Raw genomic sequence first — 12,655 nt, forward strand, 5'->3', positions numbered from 1 at the left:
ACAGCCGCCCTCGTGACTTTTGTTTGCAAAATTATGCAGTCGGTGATAATGACTGTCCAGTCAGTCATAATATGGAACCAGCTTCATGTCACGGAAAAGAAGGGAGAAACGCGATCCCCAGCAGCGCCGGGCGGAAATCCTGGCCGCCGCCTTCGCCCTGTTTGCCGAGCGCGGCTTCGCCGCCACCCGCATGGAAGATGTCGCGGCCCGCGCCGGCATCGCCAAGGGCACGGTCTACCTGCATTTTCCCGACAAGGAACGGCTCTTCACGGAACTCGCGTCGGGGGTCGCCTCCCCCATCCTCGGCGAGATAGAGGAACTGGCACGCAACGAAGCGACGCCGCCCCGTGCCGCCCTGTCGATGTTCTACGCGCTCTTCAGGCGCGACGTGCTGGAGACCGAGCGCCGCCACCTGCTGCGCCTGATCCTGGCCGAAGGGCCGATCTTCCCCGGCGTTGCCGAATTCTATCATCGCGAGATCATTTCGAGGGGCCTCGGCGTGCTGCGCATCCTGCTTGCCCGGGCCGCCAGCCGCGGCGATCTTCGCAATCCCGCCATTGCCGAAGTGCCGCAGCTTGTTATTGCGCCGGCTTTGACCTCGATCATCTGGACGACGCTCTTCGAGCGCTATGAACATCTCGACACCGGAAAACTCTTCGATGTCTTTCTCGACACGCTCTTCCTGCCGGAAGGAGACGCAAGGTGAAACGCGTTCTTCTCATCGTCCTCGTCGCCGGAGCGATGCTCGCAGCGCTTCCCTTCCTGCTCGCCGGACACGGCCCGCGCCCCTATCAGGGCTGGGTCGAGGCCAATACGCTGTTCATCGGAGCGGAAGGCACCGGACGCCTGACCGCGCTCGACGTGGCCGAAGGCGGGAAGGTCGAGCGCGGCCAGGCGCTCTTCAGGCTGGAATCGTCGGGCGAGACGGCGGCGGTCGCCGCGGCAGGGGCAGCATTTGCCCGCTCACAGGCCGAACTGGATCTTGCCGAGGCCGCCCAGAAGCGGCCGGAAGAGATCGACGTCCTGCGCGCCTCCGAGCGGGAGGCCACGGCCCGGCTGGAACTTTCCAAGCAGGACCTCGACCGCACCCGCGTCCTGGTCGAACGCGGCACCGCCACCCAGGCCAGCCTGGATACGGCCATCGCCACCGAAACCGCCAACCGCGCGGCGCTCGACAGCGTCCGCAGCCAGATCACGCTCGCCAACCTGCCGGCCCGCGACGAACAGCTCCGCCAGGCGCGGGAAGCCGTCGCCGCGGCGAGGGCCGACCTCGCCGCAGCGGAGGCGGCACTTGCCAAACGGTCCGTCTCGGCCCCGGCAGGCGGCAGCATCGAAACCGTTTACTACCGGCTGGGCGAGGTCGTGCCGGCCGGGCGGCCGATCGTGGCGCTGCTGCCCCCGGAAAACGTCCGCATCCGCTTCTTCGTGCCGGAGACCGAGATCGCGAGGCTCGCGCTCGGCCAGACGATCCGTGTCGCCTGCGATGCCTGCCGGCCCGCGGATGCGAAGATCAGCTTCGTCTCCGGCACCGCGGAGTTCACGCCGCCGGAAATCTACAGCCTGGAGGAACGCGCCAAGCTCGTCTATCGCGTCGAGGCTATTCCGGCCGACCCCTCGACCTTCCGCCCCGGCCAGCCGGTCGATGTCGCGGCGGGAGCCCGGCCATGAGCGCCACGACCGGGGAAACGCCCGAGACGGTGATCGACGTCCATCACCTGACGAAGAGCTTCGGCGGTCGCAAGGTGGTGGACGACGTCTCGATGTCGGTGAGGAAGGGGCGCATCCACGGCTTCCTCGGACCGAACGGGTCCGGCAAGACGACCACGATCCGCATGCTCTGCGGCCTCCTGACGCCCGACAGCGGCGACGGCACCTGCCTCGGCTTCGATATCCTGACGGAGAGCGACCGCATCCGCCGCCGGGTCGGCTACATGACCCAGAAGTTCTCCCTCTACCAGGACCTTTCGATCCGCGAGAACCTGGAATTCGTCGCGCGCGTCTACGGCCTTTCCGACCCGCGCGGCAAGGCCGGCGCGGCGATCGAGCGCCTCGGCCTGAAGGGGCGGGAAAAGCAGCTTGCGGGAGAACTCTCCGGCGGGTGGAAACAGCGGCTGGCGCTCGGCGCCTGCATCCTGCCGGAACCGGCGCTGCTTCTCCTCGACGAGCCGACGGCGGGCGTCGACCCGCAGGCGCGCCGCGATTTCTGGAACGAGATCCACGCGCTCGCGAGCGAGGGGCTCTCCGTGCTGGTCTCCACCCATTACATGGACGAAGCGGAGCGCTGCCACGAGATCGCCTATATCGCTTATGGCAAGCTGCTGGCCGAAGGCACCGTCGACGAGGTGATCGCCGGCACCGGCCTCGTCACCTGGACGGTTTCAGGCCCCGAGGTCCATCGCCTCCAGGCGGAGCTCGAAAAGCTGCCCGGCATCGACATGATCGCCCCTTTCGGCACCAGCCTGCATGTGGCCGGCCACGACGAGGCGGCGCTCGGGCAGGCGATCGCGCCCTTCCGCGACCGCACGGGTTTCCGGTGGGAAAAGGACGAGCCGACGCTCGAAGACGCCTTCATCGACCTGATGCGCCGTTCGGAGGACAATTTCGGATGACGGCGAACGGAAACGGAAACGACGGCATATCCTTCGGACGCTTCTGGGCGATGACGATCAAGGAATTCATCCAGATGACCCGGGATCGCATCACGCTCGCCACCATGATCATGATCCCGGTCATGCAGCTCTTCCTGTTCGGCTTCGCCATCAACACGACGCCGCACAACCTGCCGACCGCCGTCCTCATGCGCGAGAACACCGATGTCGGCCGCTCGATCCTCGCGGCGCTGGAGAACACGGATTTCTTCGAGATCAGGGCCGTCATCACCCGCGCCGAGGACATGGACAGGCTGCTCGAATCCGGCGGCGCGCTCTTCGTCATCGAAATCCCCGAAGGGTTCGAACGCGCGCTCAGGCGCGGCGAGACCCCCGCCCTGCTCGTGGCGGCGGACGCCACCGATCCCGTAGCATCGAGCTCGGCGCTCGGCGCGCTCTCCGGCATCGTCACGAGCGCGCTCGCCAACGACCGCCAGGTCGAATTTTCCGAGCCCGCCAGGCCGGCCTTCGAAATCGTCCAGCACCGGCGCTACAACCCGGCCGGTTCCTCCACGCTCAACATCGTGCCCGGCCTGCTCGGCACGATCCTCACCATGACGCTCCTGATCTTCACCGCGCTTTCAGTCACGCGCGAGACGGAGCGGGGCACGATGGAAAACCTGCTCTCCATGCCGATCAAGCCGCTGGAAATCATGCTCGGCAAGATCACGCCCTATGTGCTGATCGGGCTGATCCAGGCACTGATCATCATCGCCGCCGGCGTGCTGGTCTTCCGGGTCCCGGTCGTCGGCCATCCGGCCTCGCTCGCCGCCCTCACGGCGCTCTTCGTCATCACCAACCTGTCGATAGGCTATACTTTCTCCACCCTCGCCTCGAACCAGTTGCAGGCCGTGCAGATGGCGATGATGTTCTTCCTGCCGAACATCCTTCTGTCCGGCTTCATGTTTCCCTTCGCCGGCATGCCGGTCTGGGCGCAATGGATCGGCGAGGCGCTGCCGCTCACCCACTATCTGAGGGTCGTCAGGGCGGTGATGCTGAAGGGCGCCGACATCGGCATCCTCGCCTACGATACGGCGGCGCTTGCCGGCCTCATGCTGGTCGCCATGTCGATCGCCGTGACGCGCTTCCGCCGCACGCTGGATTGATCGCGCCGAAGAACCGGCCGCCTTCGTCTCCGTGGCCCGATGCCGTGCTATATTCGGACGGAACCCGACCGCCGCCGCCCGCAAGGAGACCGCCATGCCGAGGATCGATATCGCCGCCGTGCCGAAACACAAGGGTTCGGGCTACCCGCCTCCCTTCGACGCGCTCTGTGCGGACCGCATACGGCAGCGGCTCGGCAATGCCGGCGGGTTGACCGATTTCGGGATCAATCTCATGCACCTGCCGCCGGGCAACTGGTCGAGCCAGCGCCACTGGCACTCGCACGAGGACGAATTCGTCTACGTGCTCGAAGGCGAGCTGACGCTGGTGGAGGACGGCGGCGAGACCGTGCTACGCGCCGGCGACTGCGCCGCCTTCCCGAAGAACTCCGGCAATGGCCATCACATGATCAACAGGTCGGAGGCCGTGGCGATCTACCTCGAAATCGGCTCGCGCCACCCGTCGGACCTCACCACCTGCTCCGACGTGGACATGAAGAGTTCCAATGCCGACGGCCGGTTCGTGCACAAGGACGGCTCACCCTACCCCGACCCGGCCTGAACCGGGGATCGCGGCTCCACTCGCCTTCCGCCACAGCGGGGCCGGGCCTTCGGGATAACCTCGAAATCCACCTTGCATTATTTTCGTGCAGCGCACAAAATCCCGGCAATCATCAGCGATCGGTCTCGGGGACAACCCTTGGAAAGACCGGCAAGGGGTACAATGTCGATCAAGGCGAGCATCTATCACCTCACCCATTACAAATACGACAAGCCCGTCCGGCTCGGACCACAGATCATAAGGCTGAAACCCGCCGCCCACTCGCGCACCAAGGTGCTCAGCCATTCGCTGAAGGTGACGCCGGCGAACCATTTCGTGAACCTGCAGCAGGACCCTTACGGCAACTATCTCGCCCGCTATGTCTTTCCCGACCCGGTCACCGAGTTCAAGATCGAGGTCGACCTCGTCGCCGACATGACGGTCTACAATCCCTTCGACTTCTTCGTCGAGGAGGAGGCGACCAAGTGGCCGTTCGAATACCCGGAAACGCTTGTCGAGGACCTTTCGATCTACCGCAAGCCGGAGCCGGCGACACCGCTGCTGCAGGCCTTCGTCAACTCGATCGATCAATCGCCAGGCCAGCCGACCGTCGACATGATCGTCGGCCTCAATGCACGGCTGCAGAAGGAGATCGGCTACGTCATCCGCATGGAGCCCGGCGTGCAGACGCCGGAGGAGACGCTGACGGTCGCCCGGGGCTCCTGTCGCGATACGAGCTGGCTGCTCGTGCAGGTGCTGCGCCATCTCGGCCTCGCTGCCCGTTTCGTCTCCGGCTACCTGATCCAGCTGACGCCGGACCTGAAGGCTCTCGACGGCCCTTCCGGCACCGAAGTGGATTTCACCGACCTGCATGCCTGGGCGGAAGTCTACCTGCCCGGCGCCGGCTGGATCGGTCTCGACCCGACGTCCGGCCTTCTGACGGGTGAAAGCCACATCCCGCTCGCCGCCACGCCGCATTATCGCAATGCCGCGCCGATCTCCGGCGGTTATTACGGCGAGGCGCAGACGTCCTTCGACTTCGACATGCGGGTCACCCGCGTCGCGGAACATCCGCGCATCACAAAGCCCTTCTCGGACGAGTCCTGGGAGGCGCTGAACGACCTCGGCGATGAGGTGGACCGCCTGCTGCATGCGCAGGACGTACGGCTGACGATGGGCGGCGAGCCGACCTTCGTCTCGATCGACGATTTCGAATCCGCCGAGTGGAACACCGCCGCCGTCGGCCCCACGAAGCGCGACAAGGCCGATATCCTCATCCGGCGGCTCCGCGAGCGTTTCGCGCCGGGCGGCTTCCTGCATTACGGCCAGGGCAAGTGGTATCCGGGTGAAAGCCTGCCGCGCTGGACCTTCTCGCTCTACTGGCGAAAGGACGGGGTGCCGATCTGGCGCAAGCCCGACCTGATCGCCGGCGAAGGCCGCGATTACGGCGTGACGGCGGATGACGCCGAACGCCTTCTGACCGCGATCGCGGGCGAGCTCGACATCGCGCCCGATTTCGTCGCGCCGGCGTTCGAGGACCCGGCCGAATGGATACTCAAGGAAGCCGGCCTGCCGGAAAACGTCGATCCGGCCAATTCGAGGCTGGAGGACCCCGAGGAGCGAAACCGCATCGCCCGCGTGTTCGAACGCGGCCTCACGCGGCCGACCGGTTATGTCCTGCCGGTCCAGGCCTGGAACAGCCGCGCCAACGGCCGCCGCTGGACGAGCGAGAAATGGACGACGCGGCGCGGCCGCATCTTCCTGGTGCCGGGCGACAGCCCGGTCGGCTACCGCCTGCCCCTGAATTCCCTGCCCTACATCGCGCCGGCCCAATATCCCTACATCAACCCCATGGACCCGACGATCCCGCGCGGCTCCCTGCCCGACTTCGAAAAGGATGCCGGACGGCCGCTGCAGGCGGCGCATTTCGAACCCTTCTCGGAGAGCCATCTGCCGCAGTCGCGCCTCGGCGTGGAGATCGGCGGCCACGTCCGCACCGCGCTCTCCATCGAGCCGCGCGACGGCCGGCTCTGCATCTTCATGCCGCCGACGGTCAGCATCGAGGACTATCTCGACCTCATCGCCTCGGCGGAGCGCGCCGCCGCCGCACTCGGACTGCCCGTCCATATCGAGGGTTACGCGCCGCCCCAGGACGAGCGCATCAACGTGATCCGCGTCGCACCCGATCCGGGCGTCATCGAGGTGAACATCCATCCGGCGTCAAGCTGGAAGGAAACGGTCGACGTCACCACCGCGCTCTACGAGGAGGCCCGCCAGAGCCGCCTCGGCGCCGACAAGTTCATGATCGACGGCCGCCACACCGGCACCGGCGGCGGCAACCATGTCGTGGTCGGCGGCGCCAATCCGAACGACAGCCCCTTCCTGCGCCGCCCCGACCTGCTGAAGAGCCTCGTGCTGCACTGGCAGCGCCACCCGTCGCTCTCCTACCTGTTCTCGGGCCTCTTCATCGGTCCCACCTCCCAGGCGCCTCGCATCGACGAGGCCCGTCACGATTCGCTCTATGAACTGGAGATCGCGCTCGCCCAGGTGCCGGCGCCCGGACAGGGCCTGGCCCCGCTGCCCTGGCTGGTCGACCGCCTCTTCCGCAACCTGTTGACCGACGTCACCGGCAACACCCACCGCTCGGAAATCTGCATCGACAAGCTCTTCTCGCCGGACGGCCCGACCGGCCGCCTCGGCCTCGTGGAGTTCCGCGGCTTCGAGATGCCGCCCAACGCCCGCATGTCGCTTGCCCAGCAGCTTCTCGTGCGAGCGCTGGTCGCAAGATTCTGGAAGAACCCGATAGCGGGCCGGTTCGTCCGCTGGGGCACCGCGCTTGCCGATCGCTTCATGCTGCCGCATTACGTCTGGGCCGATTTCCTCGACGTGCTGGCGGACCTGCGGGAGAACGGTTTCGATCTTCGCCCCGAATGGTTCCAGGCGCAGCTCGAATTCCGCTTTCCCTTCTTCGGCGAGGTGGAATACGAAGGCTCCAAGCTGGAACTGCGCCAGGCGCTGGAACCCTGGCACGTCATGGGCGAGCAGGGCGCGATCGGCGGCACCGTCCGTTATGTCGATTCGTCGGTGGAGCGCCTGCAGGTGAGGCTGGAGACCGGCAATCCGTCGCGCTACACCGTCGCCTGCAACGGCCGCGCCGTCCCGCTGAAGGAAACGGGCACGTCGGGCGCCGCGGTCGCGGGCGTCCGGTTCAAGGCCTGGCAGCCCGCTTCCGGCCTGCATCCCGTGCTGCCGGTTAATACGCCGCTCACATTCGACATATATGATACATGGTCCGGCCGTTCGATCGGCGGATGCATCTACCATGTTGCCCATCCGGGCGGTCGCAATTATGAGACCTTCCCGGTCAACGGCAACGAGGCGGAAGCACGCCGGCTTGCCCGGTTCGAGCCCTGGGGCCACACGGCGGGGCGCTATGCGCTCATGCCGGAGACGCCCTCGCCCGAATTCCCGCTGACGCTCGACCTGCGCCGGCCGCTAGGAGTGTAAGAAATACCGATGTCCAAGACACCGGCAACCGAACGTAAGCCAGAAGACGGGATCGCCGCCGATCCCATCCTCGGTTATGCCGCGCTGCCGGGCGTCGCCGACGAGATGCTCGACGCGGGCGGCGGGATCAAACCGGTCTGGCGCAACCTCATCGCGCATCTCGGCCGCATGCCGGAAGCGGAGCTTCACGAACGCTTCTCCCGCGCCGACCGGTATCTGCGCGATGCCGGGGTCTTCTACCGCACCTACGGCGCCCAGGGGAGCGGCGAGCGCAACTGGCCGATCAGCCATGTCCCCGTCCTCATCGACGGCAAGGAATGGGAAGCGGTCTCGAAGGGCCTCATCCAGCGCGCCGAGCTTCTCGAAGCGCTGATCGCCGACATCTACGGCGAGAACAAGCTGGTGCAGGAAGGCATCCTGCCGCCGGCGCTGATCGCCGGCAATTCCGAATTCCTGCGCCCCCTCGTCGGCGTCAGACCCGTGGGCGGCCACTACCTGCATTTCTGCTCCTTCGAGATCGGCCGCGGCCCGGATGGCAACTGGTGGGTTCTGGCCGACCGCACCCAGGCGCCCTCCGGCGCCGGCTTCGCGCTGGAGAACCGCGTCGCCACCACGCGCTCCTTTTCCGATATCTATGCCGAAAGCCATGTGCACCGGCTGGCCTCCTTCTTCGGCGCGTTTCGCGATGCGCTGCAGGCCCACAAGCAGTATCCGGAAGACCGGATCGCGGTCCTGACGCCCGGTCCGGCCAACGAGACCTATTTCGAGCACGCCTATATCGCCCGCTACCTGGGCTTCATGCTGCTCGAAGGCGAAGACCTGACCGTCGTCAACAACCGCGTCATGGTCCGCACCGTCGCGGGCCTCAAACCCATCGGCGTGCTCTGGCGCCGCCTCGACGCCTCCTATGCCGATCCGCTGGAACTGAACCAGAATTCCCATATCGGCACGCCCGGCATGGTGCAGGCGCTGCGCTCCGGCTCGCTCGCCATCGTCAATGCGCTGGGTTCCGGCATCCTGGAAACCCGCGCGCTCCTCGCCTTCATGCCGACCGTCTGCCGGCGGCTGCTCGGCGACGAACCTCTCATGCCCTCCATCGCCACCTGGTGGTGCGGCCAGAAGGCCGAGCGCGAGCATGTGGCCAGGAATATCGGGAAGATGGTCATCGGCCCGGCCTATTCGCGGCTTCCCTTCTTCGACGACAACGGCCAGTCGGTGCTGGGCTCCTCGCTGCGCAAGACGGCGAAGGACACGGTCGGTGACTGGCTCGCGACCGAGGGCGCCAAGCTCGTCGGCCAGGAAGTCGTGACGCTTTCGACCACGCCGGCCTATGTCAACGGCAAGCTCACCCCGCGCCCCATGTCGCTGCGCGTCTTCGCGGCCCGCACCGAAAACGGCTGGCAGATCATGCCGGGCGGCTTCGCCCGCATCGGTTCGGGCGACGACGTCGCGGCGATCGCCATGCAGGCGGGCGGCACGGCGGCCGACGTCTGGATCGTCTCGGACAAGCCGGTCGCCCGGCCGACGCTGCTGCCGCCGGAGGAAAGCTTCACCCGCAACATGCCGGGCAGCCTGCCGAGCCGCGCGGCAGACAACCTCTACTGGCTCGGCCGCTACATCGAAAGGGCCGAAGGGGCGCTGCGCATCCTGCGAGCCTGGCATCTCCGTTATGCGGAATCCGCCGATCCGGAACAGCCGCTGCTCGCCGACGTGGCCCGGTATCTCAAGGCGATCGACATCGATATGTCGAAGGCGGTTCCCACGCCGCTGCTGCGCAATATCGACAGCGCCATCTATTCCGCAAGCAACATCCGCGACCGTTTCTCGCCGGACGGCTGGCTGGCCCTGACCGATCTTGCGAAGACGGCCCGCCGCTTCCACGATTCCGTGCAGGCCGGCGACGACGCCTCGCATGCCATGACCGTCCTGCTCCGCAAGCTCGCGGGCTTCGCCGGCCTGGTGCATGAGAACATGTATCGCTTCACCGGCTGGCGCTTCCTGTCGATCGGCCGCCATCTCGAACGCGGCCTGCACATGACCCGCCTGCTCGGCCACATGTCCGGGCCCGACGCGCCGGACGGTTCGCTCGACATGCTGCTCGAGATCGGCGACAGCGTCATGACCCATCGCCGCCGCTACAACGTCAACACCGCCAGGCTGACGGTCGCCGACCTTCTGGCGCTCGATCCGCTCAACCCGCGCTCGATCCTCTTCCAGCTGAACGAGATCCGCACCGAGGTGGAGCAACTGCCGAACGCTTTCGTCAACGGCCAGATGTCGCCCTTCTACCGCGAAGCGATGCGGCTGCATTCCGGGCTCGCGGTCATGACGCCGGAAGCCATGGACCAGGACGTCTACCTGAAGCTCGAACAGGAGATGGAGAAGCTGTCCGACATTCTCGGCCAGACTTACTTCAGCTGAGGCCCACGGGAGGACAGCAAGATGCTTTACGACCTCTCTCTTCATATGGGCTATGTCTACGACGTGCCGGCATCCGGCGCCCGCCACGTCATCCGTGTGCTGCCGTTGTTCCTGCCGGACCGCCAGCGGCTGATCGCCGGCTCGCTCACGGTGACGCCGAACGCCGACGAGAAGACGACGTTCATCGACTTCTTCGGTCAGCAGGCGACCTCGGTGCTGGTGCGCGCGCCGCATGAACGGCTCGACATCCGGATGCAGGCCCGCGTCATGGTGGAGGTCCAGCCGATGACGGCCGACCTTTCGCCGGAACTCGACATGCTCAGGGAGGAGCTGGCGGGTCTCTGGTCGGTCGACGCCGCCTCGCCGCATCACCTCGCCGGCCCGAGCCCGCGCCTGGCCGAGGAACCGCAGATCGCCGCCTATGCGCGCGAGACCGTCCGGCCCGGACAGACGGTGCGGGAGATCGCCACCGCCCTCTGCGCCCGCATCCACAAGGACTTCACCTACGACCCCGAGGCCACCACCGTCGATACGACGCCGAAGGAGGCCTTCCGCCTGAAGCGCGGCGTCTGCCAGGATTTCGCGCATATCATGATCGCCGCGCTCCGGAGCCTCGGCATTCCGGCGGGCTATGTCAGCGGCTTCCTGCGCACCATCCCCCCGCCCGGCAAGGAGCGCCTGGAAGGCGCCGACGCCATGCATGCCTGGGTGCGCGTCTGGTGCGGCGAGACGATGGGCTATCTCGAACTCGACCCGACCAACAACATTCCGGCCGGCAGCGACCATATCGTGGTCGCCTATGGCCGCGACTATTCCGACATCGCACCGGTCATCGGGGTGCTGAAAGGTTACGGAAATCAGAAGGCCGCCCAGGCGGTCGACGTCATTCCGCTGAAATCGTGACGCCCCGCCCCGTTTTGACGCTAATTCCTTCGGATCGCTAAAATTGCAGCGGTTGGCTTAGCCGTTCCTACACCCGCATCCGCTAAGAACACCTCCAATGGGTGTTCAAATGAGTTGAACGGGGCTGAAGACGACGATGAAGCACACTCTCTTTTCCCGGCTGATACAGGACCGTGCCGGCAATTTCGGCATCATGACGGCTGCCATGCTTCCCGTTCTCCTGGGAGCGGCGGGCGTCGCGATAGACTTGACGCATGTGATGGAAGTGAAGAACCGGCTCCAGTCGGTCGCCGACGCCTCTACCCTCGCCACGGCCGCAGCCATGGCCGACAAGGGCGAGATGACCGAGGCCGAGGCCGAGAAGATGGGCCTCGACACTTTTGCGGGACAGGCGGCCTCCAACGAGGATGCCGACGACCAGGACGCGGCTGCGAAAGCCTTCAAGGACAACACGTCCATCAAGGCCACCATCACCTCCACGTCGAACACCGCCACCGGCTACGAAATCCGGCTGAAGACGGTCTACGACGTTCCGCTCAACGGCATGACGGCGATACTCGGCTTCAAGACCATGCGCGTCAGCGTCGAGAGCATTGCCGCGAGCAGCCGCGACGGCAATGCGCTCTCCATGTATCTGGCGCTCGACGAATCCGGCTCCATGGCCTGGGACACGACGACGGTCAATCCGGATCAGCCGACCAAACAGGTAGCCTACAAATGCGGTTACAAGACCTGCTATCAGACAGTCACCAACTACATCACGAAAATACAGTCGCTGAAGACCGCGGCGACAGTCATGTTCGATGAACTGGACAAGGCCGATCCCAACAAGGAACTGGTCCGTGTCGGCGCCGACTCCTACGACGACAAGACCAAGACGGAACAGGCGATCGCCTGGGGAACCACGGCGGTGCGCACCTATATCGGCAAACTGCCCACCGTGCCCGATGGCGGCACCGACGCTTCCGGAGCGCTGACCAATGCATTGAATGCGCTGAAGACCGCCAATGCGACCGAAAAGAACGCGCATGACAGCAAGAAGAACACGAGCTTCGAGCGCTTCATCGTCTTCATGACCGATGGCGAGATGACCGGCAACAGCTCCAACTGGAACTCCACGATCGACACCAAGGTCCGCGGCATCTGCGATGCGGCAAAGGTCGATGGCCTGACGGACGCGGAAAAGGCCATGGTGAAGGCGGGCACGGCCTCGGAAGCGGTGAAGTCGAAGGGCATCAAGATCTATACGATCGCCTTCATGGCGCCGGACAAGGGCAAGGATCTTCTGGGATATTGCTCCAGCGGAGACGACTACTATTACGAGCCGAACAACATGACGCAGCTCGTCCAGAGCTTCGGCGAAATCGCCCGCAAGGCCGCCAAGACGGGCACCCGCCTCACCAACTGAAGTCGAAATCCGCATGGATCGCAAACGCCCAGCCCTTGCCGGCCGGGCGTTTTGCTTTGCGCGATTGCCCAATGGATGCGCAAAGATAAAACGGCCGTTGCAACAGTGTCATAACGGTGCATAA

The 12,655-nt window shown here is 65.6% G+C and carries 9 protein-coding genes; all 9 read left to right on the forward strand.

What is annotated here, in order from left to right:
* Positions 1–85: 85 nt before the first annotated feature.
* The 9 genes from ACFFP0_RS00815 (at position 86) to ACFFP0_RS00855 (ending at position 12,531) form a co-directional block, all read left to right on the forward strand.
* Positions 86–706 (forward strand): TetR/AcrR family transcriptional regulator, encoded by a 621-nt coding sequence (locus tag ACFFP0_RS00815; RefSeq protein WP_377254657.1) that lies wholly within the window; start codon positions 86–88, stop codon positions 704–706.
* Positions 703–1,668, forward strand: coding sequence for an HlyD family secretion protein (locus ACFFP0_RS00820; protein ID WP_377254660.1), 966 nt, complete (start codon positions 703–705; stop codon positions 1,666–1,668). The genes ACFFP0_RS00815 and ACFFP0_RS00820 overlap by 4 nt, the downstream gene beginning before the upstream one ends.
* Entirely contained in the window at positions 1,665–2,609 is a 945-nt protein-coding gene (locus ACFFP0_RS00825) for an ABC transporter ATP-binding protein (RefSeq protein WP_377254663.1), read from the forward strand. Before ACFFP0_RS00820 ends, ACFFP0_RS00825 begins: the two co-directional genes overlap by 4 nt.
* On the forward strand, positions 2,606–3,754 hold the full coding sequence (locus ACFFP0_RS00830; RefSeq protein WP_377254667.1) for an ABC transporter permease: 1,149 nt from the start codon (positions 2,606–2,608) through the stop codon (positions 3,752–3,754). The genes ACFFP0_RS00825 and ACFFP0_RS00830 overlap by 4 nt, the downstream gene beginning before the upstream one ends.
* 94 nt (positions 3,755–3,848) lie before the next feature.
* Complete coding sequence (locus ACFFP0_RS00835) at positions 3,849–4,313, forward strand: cupin domain-containing protein (RefSeq protein WP_377254669.1); 465 nt, start codon at positions 3,849–3,851, stop codon at positions 4,311–4,313.
* 162 nt (positions 4,314–4,475) lie between these two features.
* On the forward strand, positions 4,476–7,799 hold the full coding sequence (locus ACFFP0_RS00840; protein WP_377254672.1) for a transglutaminase family protein: 3,324 nt from the start codon (positions 4,476–4,478) through the stop codon (positions 7,797–7,799).
* 9 nt (positions 7,800–7,808) lie between these two features.
* Positions 7,809–10,220: a circularly permuted type 2 ATP-grasp protein gene (locus tag ACFFP0_RS00845; protein WP_377254676.1), complete on the forward strand. Its 2,412-nt coding sequence runs from the start codon at positions 7,809–7,811 to the stop codon at positions 10,218–10,220.
* A 21-nt stretch (positions 10,221–10,241) separates the two neighbouring features.
* Positions 10,242–11,123 carry a transglutaminase family protein gene (locus tag ACFFP0_RS00850; RefSeq protein ID WP_377254679.1) on the forward strand — a complete coding sequence of 294 codons (882 nt, stop codon included), beginning with the start codon at positions 10,242–10,244 and terminating at the stop codon, positions 11,121–11,123.
* 136 nt (positions 11,124–11,259) lie between these two features.
* Positions 11,260–12,531, forward strand: coding sequence for a TadE/TadG family type IV pilus assembly protein (locus ACFFP0_RS00855; protein WP_377254682.1), 1,272 nt, complete (start codon positions 11,260–11,262; stop codon positions 12,529–12,531).
* Positions 12,532–12,655: the final 124 nt, after the last annotated feature.

The sequence above is a fragment of the Neorhizobium puerariae genome (assembly GCF_042429745.1).
Taxonomy (GTDB): Bacteria; Pseudomonadota; Alphaproteobacteria; order Rhizobiales; family Rhizobiaceae; genus Neorhizobium; species Neorhizobium puerariae.

Excerpts from the sequence above, each read along its gene's own strand:
- ACFFP0_RS00825 (WP_377254663.1), top strand. The coding sequence starts at position 1,665 with ATGAGCGCCACGACCGGGGAAACGCCCGAGACGGTGATCGACGTCCAT.
- ACFFP0_RS00845 (WP_377254676.1), top strand. The coding sequence starts at position 7,809 with ATGTCCAAGACACCGGCAACCGAACGTAAGCCAGAAGACGGGATCGCC.
- ACFFP0_RS00855 (WP_377254682.1), top strand. The coding sequence starts at position 11,260 with ATGAAGCACACTCTCTTTTCCCGGCTGATACAGGACCGTGCCGGCAAT.
- ACFFP0_RS00830 (WP_377254667.1), top strand. The coding sequence starts at position 2,606 with ATGACGGCGAACGGAAACGGAAACGACGGCATATCCTTCGGACGCTTC.
- ACFFP0_RS00815 (WP_377254657.1), top strand. The coding sequence starts at position 86 with ATGTCACGGAAAAGAAGGGAGAAACGCGATCCCCAGCAGCGCCGGGCG.
- ACFFP0_RS00850 (WP_377254679.1), top strand. The coding sequence starts at position 10,242 with ATGCTTTACGACCTCTCTCTTCATATGGGCTATGTCTACGACGTGCCG.
- ACFFP0_RS00835 (WP_377254669.1), top strand. The coding sequence starts at position 3,849 with ATGCCGAGGATCGATATCGCCGCCGTGCCGAAACACAAGGGTTCGGGC.
- ACFFP0_RS00840 (WP_377254672.1), top strand. The coding sequence starts at position 4,476 with ATGTCGATCAAGGCGAGCATCTATCACCTCACCCATTACAAATACGAC.